The organism is Dechloromonas denitrificans (assembly GCF_020510685.1).
In the GTDB taxonomy this organism is placed as follows: Bacteria; Pseudomonadota; Gammaproteobacteria; order Burkholderiales; family Rhodocyclaceae; genus Azonexus; species Azonexus denitrificans_A.
Window position 1 is genome coordinate 1549371 of record NZ_CP075185.1, and the last position, 18994, is coordinate 1568364.

Annotated in this window: 21 protein-coding genes and 2 tRNA genes; 13 read left to right on the forward strand and 10 right to left on the reverse strand. The window is 62.6% G+C overall.

Annotated features, from left to right (window positions below; genetic code table 11):
- Nucleotides 1-4: 4 nt before the first annotated feature.
- The 8 genes from KI611_RS07450 to KI611_RS07485 form a co-directional block, all read right to left on the reverse strand.
- Entirely contained in the window at nucleotides 5-2125 is a 2121-nt protein-coding gene (locus tag KI611_RS07450; RefSeq protein ID WP_226419190.1) for a TonB-dependent receptor plug domain-containing protein, read from the reverse strand.
- A gap of 101 nt (nucleotides 2126-2226) precedes the next feature.
- Nucleotides 2227-2640, reverse strand: a complete 414-nt coding sequence (locus KI611_RS07455; RefSeq protein ID WP_226419191.1) for a hypothetical protein — start codon at nucleotides 2638-2640, stop codon at nucleotides 2227-2229.
- Nucleotides 2641-2816: 176 nt separating this feature from the next.
- The gene (locus KI611_RS07460) at nucleotides 2817-3119 is read right to left on the reverse strand and encodes a hypothetical protein (protein WP_226419192.1); all 303 of its coding nucleotides are present in this window, start codon (nucleotides 3117-3119) and stop codon (nucleotides 2817-2819) included.
- A complete protein-coding gene (locus KI611_RS07465) occupies nucleotides 3116-3649 on the reverse strand; it encodes a flavodoxin (RefSeq protein ID WP_226419193.1) in 534 nt (177 codons plus the stop codon). Before KI611_RS07465 ends, KI611_RS07460 begins: the two co-directional genes overlap by 4 nt.
- 9 nt (nucleotides 3650-3658) lie before the next feature.
- Nucleotides 3659-3928, reverse strand: coding sequence for a nitrogen fixation protein NifZ (locus KI611_RS07470; protein ID WP_226419194.1), 270 nt, complete (start codon nucleotides 3926-3928; stop codon nucleotides 3659-3661).
- Nucleotides 3929-3932: 4 nt separating this feature from the next.
- Nucleotides 3933-4262 carry a (2Fe-2S) ferredoxin domain-containing protein gene (locus tag KI611_RS07475; protein WP_226419195.1) on the reverse strand — a complete coding sequence of 110 codons (330 nt, stop codon included), beginning with the start codon at nucleotides 4260-4262 and terminating at the stop codon, nucleotides 3933-3935.
- 129 nt (nucleotides 4263-4391) lie between these two features.
- Nucleotides 4392-4466, reverse strand: a tRNA-Thr gene (locus tag KI611_RS07480).
- A 5-nt stretch (nucleotides 4467-4471) separates the two neighbouring features.
- A tRNA-Val gene (locus tag KI611_RS07485) sits at nucleotides 4472-4547 on the reverse strand.
- 136 nt (nucleotides 4548-4683) lie between these two features.
- On the opposite strand from KI611_RS07485, the gene KI611_RS07490 reads away from it, so the two are divergent.
- Complete coding sequence (locus KI611_RS07490) at nucleotides 4684-5412, forward strand: substrate-binding periplasmic protein (RefSeq protein WP_226419196.1); 729 nt, start codon at nucleotides 4684-4686, stop codon at nucleotides 5410-5412.
- 13 nt (nucleotides 5413-5425) lie between these two features.
- Here KI611_RS07490 and nifA read toward each other — a convergent pair whose 3' ends face one another.
- Together nifA and nifL are read right to left on the reverse strand one after the other, a co-directional pair.
- A complete protein-coding gene (gene nifA / locus KI611_RS07495) occupies nucleotides 5426-7045 on the reverse strand; it encodes a nif-specific transcriptional activator NifA (protein WP_226419197.1) in 1620 nt (539 codons plus the stop codon).
- 23 nt (nucleotides 7046-7068) lie between these two features.
- Nucleotides 7069-8601, reverse strand: coding sequence for a nitrogen fixation negative regulator NifL (nifL, locus tag KI611_RS07500; protein WP_226419198.1), 1533 nt, complete (start codon nucleotides 8599-8601; stop codon nucleotides 7069-7071).
- Between the two features lie 314 nt (nucleotides 8602-8915).
- On the opposite strand from nifL, the gene rsxG reads away from it, so the two are divergent.
- The 12 genes from rsxG to KI611_RS07560 all read left to right on the forward strand — a co-directional run bounded on the left by rsxG (nucleotide 8916) and on the right by KI611_RS07560 (nucleotide 18982).
- The gene (rsxG, locus tag KI611_RS07505; protein WP_226419199.1) at nucleotides 8916-9554 is read left to right on the forward strand and encodes an electron transport complex subunit RsxG; all 639 of its coding nucleotides are present in this window, start codon (nucleotides 8916-8918) and stop codon (nucleotides 9552-9554) included.
- Nucleotide 9555: 1 nt separating this feature from the next.
- Nucleotides 9556-10230 carry an electron transport complex subunit E gene (locus tag KI611_RS07510; RefSeq protein ID WP_226419200.1) on the forward strand — a complete coding sequence of 225 codons (675 nt, stop codon included), beginning with the start codon at nucleotides 9556-9558 and terminating at the stop codon, nucleotides 10228-10230.
- 18 nt (nucleotides 10231-10248) lie between these two features.
- Nucleotides 10249-10764, forward strand: coding sequence for a SoxR reducing system RseC family protein (locus KI611_RS07515; protein ID WP_226419201.1), 516 nt, complete (start codon nucleotides 10249-10251; stop codon nucleotides 10762-10764).
- 15 nt (nucleotides 10765-10779) lie between these two features.
- Nucleotides 10780-11361 (forward strand): electron transport complex subunit RsxA, encoded by a 582-nt coding sequence (rsxA, locus tag KI611_RS07520; protein ID WP_226419202.1) that lies wholly within the window; start codon nucleotides 10780-10782, stop codon nucleotides 11359-11361.
- A 33-nt stretch (nucleotides 11362-11394) separates the two neighbouring features.
- Entirely contained in the window at nucleotides 11395-11928 is a 534-nt protein-coding gene (locus tag KI611_RS07525; protein WP_226419203.1) for an RnfABCDGE type electron transport complex subunit B, read from the forward strand.
- A gap of 10 nt (nucleotides 11929-11938) precedes the next feature.
- Nucleotides 11939-13444, forward strand: a complete 1506-nt coding sequence (rsxC, locus tag KI611_RS07530; RefSeq protein WP_226419204.1) for an electron transport complex subunit RsxC — start codon at nucleotides 11939-11941, stop codon at nucleotides 13442-13444.
- Nucleotides 13441-14514: an RnfABCDGE type electron transport complex subunit D gene (locus tag KI611_RS07535; protein WP_226419205.1), complete on the forward strand. Its 1074-nt coding sequence runs from the start codon at nucleotides 13441-13443 to the stop codon at nucleotides 14512-14514. Before rsxC ends, KI611_RS07535 begins: the two co-directional genes overlap by 4 nt.
- A gap of 15 nt (nucleotides 14515-14529) precedes the next feature.
- Nucleotides 14530-14802 (forward strand): RnfH family protein, encoded by a 273-nt coding sequence (locus KI611_RS07540; protein WP_226419206.1) that lies wholly within the window; start codon nucleotides 14530-14532, stop codon nucleotides 14800-14802.
- Nucleotides 14803-14810: 8 nt separating this feature from the next.
- Nucleotides 14811-15938 carry an NAD(P) transhydrogenase subunit alpha gene (locus KI611_RS07545; RefSeq protein WP_226419207.1) on the forward strand — a complete coding sequence of 376 codons (1128 nt, stop codon included), beginning with the start codon at nucleotides 14811-14813 and terminating at the stop codon, nucleotides 15936-15938.
- Nucleotides 15938-16219: an NAD(P) transhydrogenase subunit alpha gene (locus tag KI611_RS07550; protein ID WP_226416651.1), complete on the forward strand. Its 282-nt coding sequence runs from the start codon at nucleotides 15938-15940 to the stop codon at nucleotides 16217-16219. The genes KI611_RS07545 and KI611_RS07550 overlap by 1 nt, the downstream gene beginning before the upstream one ends.
- Before the next feature lie 2 nt (nucleotides 16220-16221).
- Nucleotides 16222-17592: an NAD(P)(+) transhydrogenase (Re/Si-specific) subunit beta gene (locus KI611_RS07555; protein ID WP_226419208.1), complete on the forward strand. Its 1371-nt coding sequence runs from the start codon at nucleotides 16222-16224 to the stop codon at nucleotides 17590-17592.
- A 76-nt stretch (nucleotides 17593-17668) separates the two neighbouring features.
- The gene (locus KI611_RS07560) at nucleotides 17669-18982 is read left to right on the forward strand and encodes a citrate transporter (RefSeq protein ID WP_226419209.1); all 1314 of its coding nucleotides are present in this window, start codon (nucleotides 17669-17671) and stop codon (nucleotides 18980-18982) included.
- Nucleotides 18983-18994 lie beyond the last annotated feature (12 nt).

An 18994-nucleotide genomic window follows, 5' to 3' on the forward strand; every position in this document is an offset into this window, starting at 1 on the left:
CCTCCTAGAACTGGAAGCGGGTGGCTAGGACAAAATTGCGCCCTTCCTGCGGATAGCCATCGACCAACTGATAATTTTTGTCGGTCAGATTGCGGCCGGTCAGAGAAACCGACCAGTCGCGCATGAGCAGATATTCCAACTTGAGGCTCAGCAGATCGTAGGCACCTGTTTTGACATAGCCGGTACCGACGGCCTTGCTGGACCAACGGTCGCTGGCGTGCTCCAAAGCCGGAATGACGGTCAGTCCGCTGATCGGGCGCCACTTGGCGTAGATGAAAGCCTTGTGCTGCGGCGTGGTCGTCAGGCGGGCAGTTGAATCGTTCGGGTTGTTCAACTGCGTATCGATGTAGCTGTAGTTTCCCCCCACTTCGAGCGAGGACGACACGGCAGCCGTTAGACCCAGTTCGACGCCCTTGAATGTTGCTTCGCCGACGTTTTGACTCTGACTATAGGTCGTCCCGTTATAGACGATGGGAACCGACTGAATGGCATCCTTGACTTCGCTATGGAAAATTGCCGCTTCACCACGAATGCCTGACATCAGGACATCGGCAATGCCCAGTTCAATATTCGTGGCCCGTTCGGGCTTGATCCAGGGGTTTGAAATGGCACCACCAAAGCGAGAGCTGAAGCGCTCGAACATCGTCGGGAATCGTGTGCGATCGGAAACAGAGAGATGGGCCTTGCCCGTATTGCTGTAGCGATAGATGCCGGCAGCCTGATAATTCGTCGCATAGCTGTCCGAGATGGGTTGATTGAAAAGTCGCGAGGGAATCGAGCCGCCGGGACTTGCAAACTCCTCCGCCTGCTTCGAATAACGGGTATCGCGACTGATCCCGCCAACTAGATCGAACTTCGACGTGATGTGCCATGTGTCCTCAATAGCCACGGAGACGGTATCCTCGACCGTTTTTTGGGCTGGTTCGGTAAAGTTGGCAGGCGTAGTCGTCGTCGCTGCACGGGTGTATTGCCACTCCTTATGCTCATCTCGACGATAGTGGAGAGCTGCCTTGAGGGTCTGCTGAGCAAAATAATCGGTGCCAACTTCGACGCTGAAGCCCTTGGCGTTGTCGTCGTAATAGCTGACGAAATTCTGGGTATTCAGTGAAACGTTGGTGTACGCAACCAAGGTGTTTTCAAAGGTGTTGTAGTACGCACGGGTCTTCAGATAGGTCTTGTCGGAAAGCTGGGTATGCGACAACCAATAAAGACTGGAGGTGTCCCAGGTCGGCCAGTCCCAAGTGCTGATCGTCGATGTCCCGGTTACCGCGCCGATGCCGTGTTTTTCACCTTCCTGCTTGACGAAATTCAGCGAATATTCATCGGTGGCATTTGGTGTAAAGCCGGCTTTCAGATTGACTCGCCAGTCCTTCTTGCTGGTGTTGTCACGGTCGCCGCCGTTTTCGGCAACCGTCGGCTTGAAGTCATTCGATACCCGCCAGTGGTCCATGTCGCGTTGTTCAACGCTGGCCTGAAGATAATATGACTCCTGCCGTCCGCCGACACTAACGTACTCGGTATTGCCGCTGTACTTGCCATCATTGCCGAACGAGGCCGAAGCGCGTGCCTCTCCCTCGAAAGGTTTAACCGGTTTGCGCGTCACCAGATTGATCGCGCCGCCCATCCCATCCGGGCCGTTGAGAACGGAGACATAGCCTTTCGACACCTGGATTTCAGACAAGTCGGGCGTCAGGAAGCGGTCAAAGTCGATCCGGTTGTCAGCCGGCAAATACAGGCGAATACCATCCATGAACAATGGAACCTGCCAGCGATCAAAGCCACGGATACTGATGAGCGATTCGTTACGGCTTCCCGAGCCAGCCGTCGTCGTTACCCCCGGGATGATATTCAACGCTTCGGGCAGAGCATCCCGGCTGAAATCCAAAATCTGCTCACGATCCAGCGTAGCGGTTCCAAGCGGCGTCTCGTCTTCACGCTTGGCACTGACGGTGATCTGGCCAAGTGTGAATACGTTGCTCTCTGCTGCGGCGCTGCCAGTCTTGCTGTCTGTGGTGTCAGCGGCAGATTGCATTGAGAATGCTGCGGCCAGCAGTGCAGGTAGTAGTCGAAGAGCAAACTTGTGACCATGCTCTATCGCTTGTTTTTCAGAAATGAGTCTTGGCATACGTTCCCCCAGAACAGTTGATGTGGCTGTAAATAACAAAATCAGTAAGCAAGCAAATACCGATAAGCCTTCCCAATTTGAGATGCTGGCCAGGCTCCGGTTTAGCGTGGCATCGTCTGGCTGAAGGCGTAGAAGCCGCGGGGCGAGCGGCAGTCGCTGGCGCTGCTCCGGCGATAGACCAGCCAGCGCTCGTCGCGCAGGCGCCAGGCGGCCAGTTCCTCGCTGTAGGTGACGACTTGGTAGAACTCCTCGTCGTCGTCCGAGGCCAACTCGGTCAGTTCGAAACGGTAGGCGGTGAAGCAGGCCTGATCGTCGGCGTCGTAACCCACCGTGCGATCGGCGCTGATTTCGTATTCGCTGTATTGCGCGAAATAGAGCGGGGCGTCGACCGCGTCCAGCCATTCGTCCGGCAGGTGGCTGCCCCAGGCCGGCAGGCGCTCCGCCTGGCGGTTTTTCCGGCTTTTTCCGAGGTTGGTGGCAGGCGAACGGGTGGCGGATGGCGTTTCCGGTTTCATAAGCAAGATATACAAAGTTATATAACGATACTCAGTATTAGCAAGTCCGGTGCCAGTCGGAAAGCAAGCTGAATAGATCGGTTTGGGCGGGTTTTGGTGGGGTTTGCGACTTCGTTATGTTGTTAACTATACAACGATGTCGACAAGCCGACAGAAGGTGTCGGCTGGGTCAGCGCTCAGGCGTCGAAATGCAGGGCGAGACTTTCCAGCACCTTGGGCAAGGGGATGTTTTCCTCGCTTTCGAGAATGCCCGGTACCGGGTGCGGGTACTCGTAGAAAATGCCGTAGGTGCCGGCACGCTGACCATGCAGGAAGACATGGGCGCGCAATTTGTTCAGCTCGGTGTGGTGCAGGGTGACCATGTTCGGGTCGCCGCTGTCTTCGGCGATATCGCAGGCCTGGGCGATGCGCTCGTCGAGCGAGACCAGGACGCGGCGGATTTCGCGGGCCTTGGGGGCGGCCCAGGGATTGACGTTCATGGCTGCAGCTCCGGTCGAATTTGCGCCAGCCAGCGATCGATCCGTTCTTCGCTGAGCAGCGGCTGATTGATCTGGTCGAGGGCCAGGCCGAGGAAATGTTCGCCATCGACGGCCTGCGAGGCGGCGAACTGGTAACCGGCCGTCGGCCAGTAGCCGATGGCCCGGGCGCCGCGCGCTACCAGCGCATCGTGAATGATGCCGATGGCGTCGACGAATTCGTCCGGGTACTTCTTCTGGTCGCCCAGGCCGAAAATCGCAACGACCTTGCCGGCCAGGTCGGTGTCGGCCAGTTGCGGCAGGAATTCCTCCCAGCTCGGCTGGCTGAGGCCGGTCGACAGCCCCGGCAATTCCCCGGCCCCGAGCGTCGAGCTGCCGAGAATCAGCAGCTCGCAGGCGAGAAAGTCATCAAGCGTCGTCCGCCCGATATTGACCGGGGTCGCCGCCGCATCGCCCAATTTCTTGGCGATCTGCTTGGCGACCAGCCGGGTGCGGCCGGTGTCGGTACCGAAAAATATGCCGATTCTGGCCATGGCTTGCCCTCAGGCGCTGATCGGTTCTTCCTGGGTCAGCTCTTCCGGCAGGCAACCGACCGGGTTGCCGAGCAGGCCGTCCGGGCCGCTTTCGAAGCGCACCAGATAGATTTCCTTGCTCTCGTCCATTTCGGCAACCCCGAAATGCACCACCACGCCGCGTGATCCGGCTGCGGCGATCAGGCCTTCTTCCTCGTCCACGCCGGGCATGCCGCCATCGTTCAGGATGTCTTCGGCGGCATAGACCATGTCGCCAATCTCGTAGGGAATCGCGCTCATCGTCTCAGCTCCAGACATCAGCCGGCGCCAGCAGGCGCTCGACCGGTTGATCGAACATCAGGTGCTCGTCGATGATCACGCCGACATCTTCCGGCTTGACCCCGGTGTACATCACGCCTTCCGGATAGACCAGGATGCTCGGGCCGAGATGGCAGGGGCCGAGGCAGCCGGTATTGGTCAGCTGGAAGCCGGAGGCCCACAGGTTGCGGGCGGTGAATTCGTCCGAGAAGGCCTGCCAGGTCTGGGCGCAGGCTTTGTCCTGGCAGGAACCGCGCGGATGGCCGGCCGGGCGGCCCTGGACGCAGACTAGTACGTGTTTCTTGGGTTTTGGCATGAAGCTCTCCTGGTTGATGGGAGAGTCATTGCAAGGGTAATGCCAGCTTGGAATCCAATGGATTCAGTGGCTTGTCGCGATGCGGCTATGTCATGTTTGCGACAAAACCGGCGACACCAACCAAAAAGGTGGTGCCCATGGGCAGGATCGAACTGCCGACCTCTCCCTTACCAAGGGAGTGCTCTACCACTGAGCCACATGGGCAAACCTGGTGCGTCCTGACGGGCTCGAACCGCCGACATTCTGCGTGTAAGGCAGACGCTCTACCAACTGAGCTAAGAACGCGTGGGGCGCGCATTATAACGAAAAAGTCGGCGTCTGCCGGATTATTTGCCGGCTTTTTTCCCGGCCGCGTTCCGATGCTACGATGTGCCTTTAATTACGTCGCCAGGCTTGATCAATGGCTGTTTGCCGATTCCTTTTGACCGTCAGCCTGGGGTTGCTTTGCGGTCTGATAGCGCCACTGGCGCAGGCGGAAGACAAGGTGCTGCGGGTTGCCGTACTCGATGATGCGCCGCCGATGGCTTATCGCGACAGCCGCGGCAATCTGACCGGCTTCAGCTATACGATTGCCCAGGCGTTGTGCGAGGAAATGAAGGTGCGGTGCCAATTCCAGGTGACCCGCCTCGACTATCTGATTGATGATCTGGCGGCCGGGAATTTCGATATCGCCGCGGTCGGCTTGCTGAATACGCCGGAGCGGGCCGAGAAGATCCTTTTCAGCAAATCCGTCTATCGTTCGATTTCGCTGTGGTTCGCCCGCCCGGGTATCGATCCGGGGCAGCGCGGCATCCGCGTTTCGACCTTTCGCGGCTCGGCGCATGAGCGCTATCTCAAGGCGCAGGGCTGGGACGTGGTCAGTGCGCAAAGCGATGGCCAGATGCTCGAACAACTGTCGGCCGGCGTCGCCCAGGCGGTGGTCGTGCCCCTGATGACCAGTTTGGGGCTGCAGAAGAACCCGAAGTTCCTGCAGTTCGGCCTGACCCCCAGCGTGCTGCACGCCGCCGAACTGGAGGGCGCCGCGTCTTTCGGCATCAATCCGCACCGAGCCGATCTCAAGGCGTCGCTCGACAAGGCGCTCGATGCCATCTTGCGCAACGGGGTCTATGAGCGGATCAACACCCAGTTCCTGCCGTTTCGGGTGAACTGAAAGCGGCCGGCCTTCAGAACTGCTTGACCTCGATGTTCAGCGTCTGGATGCGGTAGGCGATCTGCCGCGGCGTCATGCCGAGAATCCGTGCCGCCTTGGCCTGGACCCAGCCGGCCTGTTCGAGCGCGGCGATGACCCGTTCCTTTTCCGAGAGGTTGGGGTCGTCGATATCGACCTCGGCGTTCGGGCTGAAAATCGGGGCCGGGGCGACGCTGCCGCCGGCCCGCGCCGGCTTGCCGGGGGCGCGGTCGCGGGCGCTCGGGAAACGGATCAGATCGACGTCGATATGGCCGTCCTCGGAGAGCACGGCGGCGCGTTCCAGACAGTTTTCCAGTTCGCGCACATTGCCCGGCCACTCATGGTTGGCCAGCCGGCGCTGGGCCATGTCGGTCAGGCTGAGCTTGCGCTTCTGGTCGTTGCCGATCTTGGTCAGCAGGTGGCGGGCGATTTCCGGAATGTCCTCGATCCGCTCGCGCAGCGGCGGCAGGAAGAGCGGCATGACGTTCAGCCGGTAGAACAAGTCTTCGCGGAAGTCGCCCATATCGACGGCGGTTTCCAGATCGCGGTGCGTCGCGGCAATGATCCGGACATCGACCTTGATGGTCCGGCTGCCGCCGACCCGCTCGAATTCGCCTTCCTGCAGGATACGCAGCAGCTTGGCCTGGAAAGCCGAGGAGACTTCGCCGATTTCGTCGAGGAACAGGGTGCCGCCATGCGCCTGCTCGAAGCGGCCCTTGCGCGACTCGACGGCGCCGGTGAAGGCACCGCGTTCGTGGCCGAACAGCTCGGATTCGAGCAGGTTTTCCGGCAGCGCGGCGCAGTTCAGGCGGACCAGCGCATTGCGGGCGCGCGGCGAGTTGTAGTGGATGGCGTTGGCGATCAGTTCCTTGCCGGTCCCGGTCTCGCCGCGGATCAGCACGGTGGTGTTCCATTTGGCGACCATCCGCGCCTGATCGAAAACCCGGCGCATCACCGCCGAACGCCCGACCATGCTATCGAAACCGAACTGATGACGAACGGTGCGGCGCAACAGGTCGCGCTCCTCGACCAGGGTTGATTTCTCCTGCGCCACTTCGAGCGACAGGCGCAGGCTCTGGCCGATCAGGTTGGCGACCATTTCGACGAACTGGGCGCGTTCCTCGAGCAGGCCGTCTTCCTCGGCTTCCGGCTGGACGGCGAGAACGCCCTGCAGGTTGCCGCCGACCTTGATCGGCACGGCGATGAACGGCAGTTCCGGTTGATAGACCTTCTGCCGGTTGAGAAAGCGCGGCTCGTCGGCGACGCGCGCCAGCTTAATCGTCCGTGGTTTTTCGAGGACCAGGCCGATCATGCCTTCGCCCGGGCCGTACTGGGCGTCGTCCGAGTCCGGGCCGTTCGGGTTGTAGATGGTATGGATGTTCAGGTTGCCGGTTTCCGGATCGACCACGCTGATCAGGCCGCGTGTCAGGCCGGCTTCGTCATGCAGCACGCGCAGCACGTCGCGGAGCGATTCCTTGAAGGCCAACGAGCGGCTGAGGACGCGGCTGACGGCATAGAGCGCCGAGAGCAGCATGATGTTGAGTTCATGCGTTCGGCAGTAGCCCCCGGGGGGCGGGCACTCGGCGTCGGCGCTGTGGATGATGTGTTCGTGCATGCTGTGCTCGCTATTTATTGTTATTAGATCGGGTCGCCGTCGAGGCGAAACTCGACGATGGCCGCGCAGCCGCCGCTTGGGCTTTCGTCGAGATCGATGATGCCGCCGTGGTCGGCGACCACCTGCTGGACGCGCGACAGGCCGGTGCCGATATGCCGGCCGCTGCCGCCCTTGGCCGTGAAGAACGGCTCGAACGCCTTGTGCCGCCAGTCTTCTGGAATGCCCGGGCCGCTGTCGGCGACGATGATCACGATGCGGTCGTGTTCGACGACGCTGGTCAGCGTCAGCTCGCGCCGCTTCCAGCCCTTGACGTTCATCGCTTCGATGGCGTTGTCCATCAGCGCCTTGAACAGCATGCGCAATTGCAGCGGGCGGCCGAGGATGGTCGGCAGCGTCGCCGCTGGTTGCCAGTCGACGGTGATGCCGGCGCCGAGCAGGCGCGGCGTGCTGACTTCGAGCACATCGCGCAGGATTTCATTGAGGTTGACGCTGACCACGATCTCCTGGGCGCGCGGCGGGATGACCTGGCGCAGCGACTCGAGATGCTCGCGGCTGCCGGTCAGCGCCTGCTGCAGCACGCTGGCCGCGGCCGGGTCGCGGCGCTGCAGGACGGAGAGGGCGGAGGCCATCACGTTCATCGGCTCTTCCAGCCGGAAAATCGCCGCCGACAAGCCTTCGCGGATCGCTGCGGTACGTTCCTCTTCGGCCAGCACGGCCTGCAGCACGGCGGCGCGGGTGCGCTCCTGTTCGTCGCGCAGGTTGGTGATGTCGGCCATGGCGAGCAGCAGGCCGGGTTGGCCGGCGGCGCAGAAATAGCTGTCGGCGCAGTCGCTCTGGATGTCGATCACCGACGAGGTCACCGAGAGCCAGCGGGCGCGCCCGGCCGGGCGGTCGATGCGCGCCTCGCGATTGACGAAGGTGCATTGCCCCGGGTCTTCGGCGAGGGCCTCGCGCCAGTCCGGAGCCAGGCTATCGAGCAGCGTGTGGGCCGGTTCCTTGACGCGCAGGTCAGTGACCAGCTTCTTGTATTCCTGGTTGTCGAGAACGATGCGGCCGGTCGGGTCGAGCAGCGCAAAGGCGATCGGCGCCGCGTCGACGACCGATTCGATCAGCTGTTTCTGATTGCGGACGACGCGTTCCAGGCGATGCAGCTCGGTGACGTCGCGGTGCATGCCGAGGTAGTGGGTGGTCTTGCCGGTACTGTCTACTACCGGCGAGATGTTCAGTTCGGCCAGATAGATATCGCCATCCTTGCGCCGGTTGAGCAGCTTGCCCGACCACGGGCGCTGCGCCGCCAGCTCCTTCCACATCGCCTGATAGGTGGCGGCCGGCGTCGTATGGTTGGACAGAACGGCTTCGTTCTTGCCGACGATCTCTTCGCGGCTGTAACCGGTGACCCGGCTGAAGGCTTCGTTGGCAAAAAGGATGTTGGCCTTGGCGTCGGTGATCGAAATCGCCAGATCGGCCTGGTCTACCGCCTGACGATAGGCCTCGGAGGGCAGTACGAGCCAGGTCGACGATTCGCTGGATTGCTTGACACGCTCTGGTGCAGTCATTGAATGACTCCTGAAATATATTTGTTCCAGCCAAGCAGGTTCCATGCCGTCGATTCGAGATGCTCAGCTAAATGCACTGCTGGCCGAGGGAAGGAGGAAATGCGACGTAATTTCTGTCGGATTGACGACATTTTGGTGGGCTGAAAACGCACCAATTTCGTGCGTCAGGCTTCCGGCCGGGCGAAAGCGGCCTTTTCTTGTCCCCATTTTTGGGAATCGGGAATATTTCTTCGGGTTTCGGGGGGTGAAGTCGCTTCTCTGGTTATTGGCATAGAAGCTGCTAGATGGGTAGCAAGCCAACCCACATTTCGATCATGACTACTACCCAAACTGCGACCGAAGTGCCCGTCCCCAGCCAGACCAAGATGTTCAAACATGGCGTGATTCTCTGCCTGTTCTGTCTGGGATTCGGGTTGCTCCTGGCTATCACCAACGAGATCACGCTCGACGACATCGAGGCGCGCGCCATCGAGGACAAGCAGAATTCGTTGAGCCAGGTCTTGCCGGACGAGTTGCACGACAACAATCCGGTGACCGATACGGTAGCCATGGTGAATGCCGAGGGCAAGGCCTTGACCGTTTTTCGCGCCCGGAAGAACGGCAAGGTGACCGGGGTGGCTTACGAGATTTTCGGTACCGGCTACGCCGGCGAAATCAAGCTGATGATGGGCATCGATGCCGCGGGCAAGCTGCTCGGCGTGCGCGTTCTGGCGCACAAGGAAACACCGGGCCTGGGCGACAAGATCGAGGTCAAGAAAGGGCCGTGGATCGAGCGCTTCACCGGGCTCTCGATGGGCAATCCGCCGCTCGAGCGCTGGAAGGTGAAAAAGGATGGTGGCGACTTCGACCAGTTCGCCGGCGCGACGATCACACCGCGCGGCGTGATGGTCGCCATTCGCAGCGGACTCGAATTTTTTGCAGAGAACAAAACCCGTTTGACGGAGGCTGACTGACATGGCAAACAGCGACTACAAGACGATCATCAAGGACGGCCTGTGGGACAACAACGGCGTCTTCAGCATGCTGCTCGGCATGTGCCCGGCGATGGCGATGACGACCAGCGCCACCAACGGTTTCGGCATGGGCCTGGCGACGGCGGTGGTGATGGCGGCTTCGAGCTGGCTGGTGGCCATCTTCCGTAACCGGATCACCACCGAAGTGCGGATTCCGGTCTATATCCTGATCGTCGCCGCCATGGTCACCGTGGTCGATCTCGGGATGAATGCCTGGATGCACGAGTTGTACAAGGTGCTCGGCCTGTTCATTCCGTTGATCGTCTCGAACTGCCTGCCGCTGGCCCGGCTGGAAGCCTTCGCCGCCAAGCGGTCGCCGGTTCCCGCCTTGCTCGATGGCCTGTTCATGGGCCTCGGTTTCACTATCGCCCTGACTTCGGTCGGCGCGGTGCGCGAAATCATCGGCTCCGGCACGCTGTTCGCGGATGCCTCGCTGCTCCTCGGCCCGACTTTCAAGGTCATCGAAATGCGTCTGCTGCCGTCCGACATGGGCGTCCTGATGATGATCCTGCCGCCCGGCGGCTTCATCGTCACCGGCCTGCTCGTCGTCGTCAAACGCCTGCTCGACCTGCGGGCCGGCAAGGAAATCCAGATGACCGGCGCGCATGCCGTGTGATCGATGAGTACTCAAACCATGACTTCATTACCGGTGATACCGAATGCCGCCCAGCGCTCGGTCGAGGGGATAGCCCGGGTCGTTCGCGTGACGGACGACCAGCTCTGGCTTGAACCGGAACAGACCACCAGCTGCGGCCACTGTGCCTCGAGTGCCAGTTGCGGCATCGAGGCCCGCGAAGCAGCCGGCATCGGCACAGTGACCAGCCGCCTGCAGCAACGGCGCTTCGTGGTCGATAACCCGGGCGCCGGCTATCGCGAAGGCGATCGCCTGGTGGTCGGGGTCAGCGAAGGCTCGCTGCTTAAGGCGTCGCTGACCGCCTACGGCTTGCCGCTGCTCTTTGCGCTGACGGCCGGCTCGCTGACCCAGGCCGCCTATGGCGAGGATCTGACGACGATATTCGGGATGGCCGGCGGCTTGCTGCTCGGCCTGATCGCGGCGCGCTTCAATGCCCGGCGTCTCGCCGCCCGGGGCGATCTGGTGCCGCGCATCCTGCGCCGGGCGCGGGCTGACGAAACCTGTGGAACTGTTTAGGAATAGGGGAAGACGATGAGAGATTTTGCCTTGATGATGATCGGCGCGGCCCTGGTGAACAACGTGATCCTGGCCCGCTTCCTCGGACTCTGCTCGTTCATGGGGGTGACGACCCGGGTCGATACGGCGGCCGGCATGGGGCTGGCGACCACCTTCGTCATTACTGTCTCATCGATGGCCGACTGGGCGGTCCAGACCTACCTGCTCGATGCCTACAACCTCGGTTTCCTGCGCACCGTGACCTTCATTCTGGTTATCGCCAGCGCCGTGCAATTCACCGAGATGACGATCAAGAAGGTGTCGCCGACGCTGTTCCAGATGCTCGGCATCTACCTGCCGCTGATCACCACCAACTGCGCCGTGCTCGGTGTCGCGCTGCTGCTGGTCGAAGGCAAGATGGGCTTCATGAGTTCGACGATGTTCGCCTTTGCCTCGGCCGTCGGCTACAGCCTGGTCATGATCATTTTCGCCGGCCTGCGCGAGCGTCTCGTGCTGGCCAACGTGCCGCGCCTGTTCGCAGGTCCGCCGATCGCCTTCATCGTTGCCGGCATGCTGGCCATGGCGTTCATGGGCTTCTCGGGCATTGCCACGAGCTAATCGTTAAACCAGTTTGGCAGGAAGGAGAATCTCATGTTGATGTCGGTAGGAAGTCTCGCAGTCATGGGCCTGACCCTGGGGAGCGTGCTCGGTGTCGCGTCGCGCTACCTGGCGGTCGAAGAAAACCCGATCGAGGCCGAGCTGCAGGCGATGCTGCCCGGCTCGCAGTGCGGCCAGTGCGGTTACGTCGGCTGCGCCCAGGCGGCGGCGGCGCTGGCCAAGGGCGAAGCGCCGGTCACCCTCTGTCCGCCGGGCGGCAAGGCGACCGTCGAAGCCCTGGCCGCCAAGCTCGGCGTCAAGGTCGATCTCTCCAAAGTTTCCGACAGCGGGCCGCAGATCGCCGAAGTGACCGAGGAAATCTGCATCGGCTGCTGCCGTTGCATGAAGGTCTGTCCGACCGACGCGATCATCGGCGCCGCCAAGCAGATTCACAACGTCATCCGCGAAGCCTGTACCGGCTGTTCGTCGTGCATCGACGTCTGTCCGACCGAAGCGCTCGGCATGGCGCCCATTCCGGTCACGCTGCAACACTGGACCTGGCCGAAGCCGGCGTCCGCCCACAACTGAGGACACGACGATGGGATTTCTCGACCGCTTTCTGAAGACGCCGAACTGGGGCGTTCATCCGGAAGACCACAAGCGTCCGGCCGCCGATGCGCCGCTCCGCCTCTTCCCGTCGCCCCCCCGCGTCTTCATGCCGTTGCACCAGCATGTCGGCGGTGCGGCCCGGCCCGTCGTGCTGGTGGGCCAGAAAGTGCTCAAGGGGCAACTGATCGCCGAAGCCCAGGGCAACATCTCGGCGCCGATTCACGCCTCGGTTTCCGGCACGATCAGCGCGGTCGGCGAAGTCACCGCGCCGCATCCGTCCGGCCTGCCGTTCAAGGCGATCACCATCGATTCCGACGGGGCCGACCGCTGGTTCGACAGCGAGCCGCTGGCCGATCCGTTCTCGGCGGCGCCCGAGGAAATCGCCCGCCGCGCCGCACTGGCCGGCGTCGTCGGTCTCGGCGGCGCGACCTTCCCGGCCGCCGTGAAATTCGCGCTGGGCAAGCGCCTCAAGGTGTCGACGCTGATCGTCAATGGCGGCGAATGCGAACCCTACCTGTCGAGCGACGACCGCATCATGCGCGACTTCCCGGAGATGGTGATCGACGGCGCGCGCCTCGTCATGCATGCCATTGGCGCGACGGATGCGTTGGTCGGCATCGAGGACAACAAGCCGGAAGCCATCGCGGCGATGCGCAGGGCCGCCGCAGCCTACCCGGAAGTCAAGATTCGGCCGGTGCCGGCGTGGTATCCGATGGGTTCGGACAAGCAGTTGATCCAGACGCTGACCGGCAAGGAAGTGCCATCCGACGCCCGGGCCGCCGAAGTCGGCGTGCTGGTCCATAACGTCTCGACCTGCGCTGCCGTGCATAAGGCGATCCGTCTCGGCCAGCCGCTGGTCGAGCGCATCATTACCCTGAACGGCGGTGCCATCGCCAATCCCGGCAATCTCTATGCGCCGCTCGGCACGATGATCAGCGACCTGTTCGCCTTCGTCGGTCTGAGAGAGGCGCCGGCCCGCCTGATCCTCGGCGGTCCGATGATGGGGACGCCACTGCTGCATGACCGGATTCCCATCGTCAAGGGCGCTTCCGGCATCCTCGCCTTCAATGCGGCCGAGGCCTTCGTTCCCGAAGCCGGCCCGTGCATCCGCTGCGGCAGTTGTACCAAGGCCTGTCCGATGGGCTTGCTGCCGCTCGAAATGGCGGCCCGCATCCGGGTCGGCGACCTTGAGGGCGCCGAGGCCTATGCCCTGCAGGATTGCATCTCCTGCGGCTGCTGTGCCTACGTCTGTCCGTCGCATATCCCGCTGGTCCAGTATTTCAGTCACGCCAAAGGCGAACTGACGGCGGCCGAGCGGACCAAGCTGCGCACCGAAGCGACCCGGCGTCTGGCCGAAGCCAAGACCGCCCGGATCGAACGCGAGAACCGGGAAAAGGCAGAAGCCGCGGCCCGCCGCAAGGCCGAGCGCGAAGCCGCCAAGGCGGCGACTGCTGCGCCACCAGTTACCGAACAGACTCAGGGAGCTTCAGCATGAGCCAAGCGTACGGAATGACCGTCGCCGCGCCGCATACCACGACGACCAACAGCCCCGGGCGGATCATGAGCCTGGTCATGCTCGCCCTGGCGCCGGCTACCATTTACGGCTTCTGGCTTTATGGCTGGCCGGCCTTCTTTCTCTGGGGCATCACCATCGCCTCGGCGATGCTCGGCGAAGCCTTCAGCCTGCGCTGGCAGAACCGTACAGCGGCGCCGGTGCTGCTCGATGGCTCGGCCATCCTGACCGGCTGGCTGCTCGCCGTTTCGCTACCACCCTGGGCGCCGTGGTGGATCGGCGTATTCGGCGGGTTGTTCGCGACGATGCTGGGCAAGCAGGCGTTCGGCGGGCTCGGCCAGAACCTGTTCAACCCGGCCATGGTGGCGCGGGTGGCGCTGCTCATTTCGTTTCCGGTCCAGATGACGGCATGGGTTGCGCCGCTGCCGATGTTCAGCATCGGCGCACCGGGCGTACTGGACGGCTTGCTGATCATCCTCAAAGGCATGCCGCCGGCCCTCGACGCGGTGACCAGCGCGACGACGCTGGGCTTCGGCAAGACCGAGCTGTCGCGCGGCATCAGCCTGCTCGAATCGCTGCAGCATGCGCCGGCCCTGTCGTTCATCGGCAACCGTCCCGGCAGCCTCGGCGAAACCGCCGCCTGGCTGGTTATTGCCGGCGGTGTGGCGATGATGTTCCTGCGCATCATCACCTGGCACATCCCCGTGGCGATGCTGGCCGGCATTGCGCTTCCCGCCGCCATCCTGCATGCCGTCGATCCGGCGCGTTATCTCGATATGGGCGCCCACCTGCTGTCGGGCGGGGCGATGCTCGGCGCCTTCTTCATCGCCACCGACTACGTGACTTCGCCGAACTCGCCGCGCGGCCAGCTGATTTTCGGCTTCGGTTGCGGCGTACTCACCTACGTCATCCGAACCTGGGCGGGTTATCCGGAAGGGGTGGCCTTCGCGGTGCTGCTGATGAACTCGATGACGCCGATCATCGATACCTATTTCAAACCGCGTATCTACGGTCGTGACAGCAAGGGGAAACCTTTGCAGACGACCAATTGAAGGAGGTAAATCGAGATGCAAATCGGTGTCGCCTATTCCGAACCCGGTCAGCAAATCTGGCTGAACATCGAGGTGCCGGACGAATCGTCGGTCAAGGAAGCCATTGATCGTTCCGGCATCCTCAAACAGTTTCCCCACATTGACCTGAGCGCCCAGAAAGTCGGGGTGTTCGGCCGCCTGGTCAAGCTCGATGCCGCGCTGAAGGCCGGCGACCGGATCGAGATCTACCGGGGAATCATTGCTGACCCTGAAACCGTCCCGCGTCGGGACATGAACGAAGAAGACTAAACAACAATATGTCGATAACCATAGGTGTGGTGCGCGAAAGCGCGCCAGGAGAACATCGCGTCGCCATCGTGCCGGAAACGAGCAAGAAGTTTCAGGCACTGGGGGCGAAAGTAGTACTGGAAAACAATGTCGCACTGGACAGCCATTTCATGGATGGCGGCTTCGAGCAGGCGGCCTTCGGCCAGGACTTGCCCGCGGTTTACGGCCAAGCCCAACTGATTCTCCGCGTCACGCCGCCGTCGGCGGCAGAGATCGCCGCCTTGCCCGAGGGGTCGGTGCTGATCGGCCTGTTGAAACCCTTCGAAGACCAGGCCCGCCTCGCCGCCCTCAACGCCCGCAAGATCACCGCCTTCTCCCTCGAACTGCTCCCCCGCATCTCGCGCGCCCAGAGCATGGACGCCCTGTCCAGCCAGGGCGCCTGTGCCGGCTACCAATGCGGCCTGATCGCCGCTGCCCGCTGTACCAAGTTCTTCCCGATGCTGACCACCGCCGCCGGCACCATCCGGCCGGCCCGCGTGCTGGTGATCGGCGCCGGCGTCGCCGGCCTGCAGGCGATCGCCACCTGCAAGCGCCTCGGGGCGATGGTCGAAGCCTATGACGTGCGCGCCGCCGCCAAGGAACAGATCGAATCGCTCGGCGCCAAGTTCGTCGATACCGGCGTCTCGGCCGACGGCGCCGGCGGCTACGCCCGCGACCTGACCGCCGAGGAGAAGGCGCAGCAGACCGAGAAACTCGCCAAGGCCGTCGCCGCCGCCGACGTGGTGATCAGCACCGCTGCCATCCCCGGCAAGAAAGCGCCGATCATCATCACCACCGAGATGATCGGCCGGATGAAATACGGCGCCATCATCGTCGACATGGCCGCCGAATCCGGCGGCAACTGCGCGCTGACCCAGCCCGGCGAGCACGTCATCGCCAACGACGTGAACATCCACGGCCCGTTGAACCTGCCGTCCCGCATGCCGACCCACGCCTCCGAGCTGTACGCCAAGAACCTCTACAACTTCCTCTCGCCGTGGATCAAGGATGGCGAACTGGCGTTCGACTGGGAAGACGAAGTCGTCGCCGGCACGCTGCTCTGCAAGGATGGCGTCACCGTTCATCCAACCGTCAAACAAGTTTTTGGAGAAGCCTGATGGACGGCCTGCTCGCCTTATACATCTTCATGCTCGCCGCCTTCACCGGCTACGAGATCATCGCCAAAGTGCCGGTCATCCTGCACACGCCGCTGATGTCCGGTTCCAACTTCATCCACGGCGTCGTCGTCGTCGGCGCCATGCTCATGCTCGGCACCGCCGACACCGTCGTGCAACAGGCCATCGGCTTCTTCGCCGTCGCCCTCGGCGCCGCCAATGCCGCCGGCGGTTACGTCGTCACCGAGCGCATGCTCGCCATGTTCAAGAAAAAGGAAGCCTGAGCATGACGCTCCCGATCTACGTCCAAGGCGCCTGGTTTGTCGGCGCACTGCTCTTCATCCTCGGCCTGAAAGGCATGAGTTCCCCGGCCAGTGCCCGGAAAGGCATCGTCTGGGCCGGCTACGGCATGCTCATCGCCATCGCCGGCACCTTCCTCGTGCCCGGCCTGCAGAACCTCGCGCTGATGGCCCTCGCCCTCGGCCTCGGCGCTTCGGCCGCCTGGATTTCCGGCCAGCGGGTCAAGATGACCGACATGCCGCAGATGGTCGCCATCTACAACGGCATGGGTGGCGGTGCAGCGGCGGCGATTGCCGCCATCGAGTTCGCCAAGGGCGACGTGCATAGCCCGGTCGCCACGACGCTGGCCGTGCTCGGCGCGCTGATCGGCTCGGTCTCCTTCACCGGCTCCTGTGTCGCTTACGCCAAGCTGCAGGGCCTGATGAAGAAAGCCTACCGGCTGCCGGCCCAGAACGTCGTCAATGTCGTCCTCGCCCTCAGTGCCCTTGGCCTCGGTGCGGCGATGATCGCCCTGGCCCCGGCCAACCCCGAGCTGATCTACGTCTTCTTCGCCGTCGCGCTGGTCCTCGGCCTGATCGTCACGCTGCCGATCGGTGGTGCCGACATGCCGGTGGTGATCTCGCTGTTCAACGCCTTCACCGGCCTGGCCGTCGGTTTCGAGGGCTACGTCCTCGGCAACCCGGCGCTGATCATCGCCGGCATCGTCGTCGGCGCCGCCGGCACGCTGCTCACCCAGCTGATGGCCAAGGCGATGAACCGGCCGATCTCCAACATCCTGTTCACCCCGATGGTGGCGAGCGGTGGCGGCGCAGCGATCGAAGGGACGATGAAGGAACTCTCCGCGCTCGATGCCGCGGCGCTGATGCGCTACGCCGGCAAGGTCATCATCGTGCCCGGTTACGGCATGGCGGTGGCGCATGCCCAGCACAAGGTCTGGGAAATGACCTCGATTCTCGAGGAAGCCGGGGTCGAGGTGAAGTTCGCCATCCACCCGGTGGCCGGGCGCATGCCGGGCCACATGAACGTGCTGCTGGCCGAGGCCGGCGTGCCCTACGACAAGATCTTCGATCTCGAGGAAATCAACGGCGAGTTCGGCCAGGCCGACGTCGCGCTGATCATCGGCGCCAACGACGTGGTCAATCCGAGCGCCCGCACCGACAAGGCCAGCCCGATCTACGGCATGCCGATCCTCAATGCCGATCAGGCGCACAACGTCATCGTGATCAAGCGCGGCAAGGGTACGGGTTATTCCGGGGTTGAGAATGCCCTGTTCTACACCGACAATTGCCGCATGCTCTACGGCGACGCCCAACCGATGGCCGGCGAGATCATCCAGCATCTGAAGACGATGGGGTAAGGCTGCGATTCTCTCGTTGGGTGACTGGGGGCACGTAGAATGTCGCACTCAAAAATATTTCAACGAGAGAACAGTCATGTATCGTTTGTTGTCCCTGCTGGTCCTCTTCCCCGTTTCCGCCTTTGCCGCCGGTGATTTGCCGACGCTGGGCGGAATTCCGGTGGAATTCATCCTGTTCGCGCTGACCTTGCTCGGCGTCGCGCTGTTCCATAACGCCACGCTCTACGTGGCGCTGACCGGTCTGGCGACGATCAGCCTGTACAAGATCATCGTCACCGGCTTCAAGACCGGGGTCGGCGTCGCCGGCTTTGCCGGCCATCTCGGCCATGAGTGGGTGACGCTGGCCAACCTGTTCTGCCTGCTCACCGGCTTCGCGCTGCTCGCCCGGCACTTCGAGAAGAGCCATGTGCCGGTTGTCCTGCCCAAGTTCCTGCCGGATGACTGGAAGGGCGGTTTCGTCTTGCTGGTCATGGTCTTCGTGATTTCGAGTTTTCTCGACAATATCGCGGCGGCGTTGATCGGCGGCGCCATGGCCCATCAATTGTTCAAGGCCAAGGTCCATATCGGTTTCCTGGCCGCCATCGTCGCCGCTTCCAATGCCGGCGGTTCGGGTTCGGTGGTCGGCGATACGACGACGACGATGATGTGGATCGACGGCATCAGCCCCGCGGCAGTCCTCCATGCCTATGTCGCCGCCGGCGTCGCCTTGTTGATTACCGCCTACTTCGCTGCCAAGCAGCAGCATGCCTATTCGCCGATGATCAAACATGCGCATGCCAATACGCATGTCGATTGGGGGCGCATTTTCATCGTCTTCCTGATGCTGGCGTTTGCGATCGTCACGAATGTCACCATCAACATCAAATTTCCGGTGTTGGCCGACAGCTTTCCCTTCATCGGTGCTGCGGTCTGGGTTGCGATCATCCTGACCATCCCGGTGCGGCGCCACGACTGGGAACTGCTGCCGGATGCCGTCAAGGGTTCTGTCTTCCTGCTGTCGCTGGTCACCTGCGCCTCGATGATGCCGGTCGAAGCACTCCCGGCCGCCTCCTGGCAGTCCGCGCTGACGCTGGGTTTCGTTTCCGCGGTCTTCGACAATATCCCGCTGACGGCCCTGGCGCTACGCCAGGGTGGTTTCGACTGGGGCTTCCTGGCCTATGCCGTCGGCTTCGGCGGGTCGCTGTTGTGGTTTGGCTCGTCGGCCGGCGTTGCCTTGTCCAGCATGTTCCCGGAGGCCAAGTCGGCTGCCCAGTGGCTGAAGCATGGCTGGCATGTGACGCTTGCTTACGTCGTCGGCTTCTTCTTCATGCTGGCGGTCCTCGGCTGGCACCCCCAGGCACCGCACAAGGCCGTTGTCGCGCCGGTCGTCGGCGAGGCCGTGGCGCACTGAGCAACAGGCTGA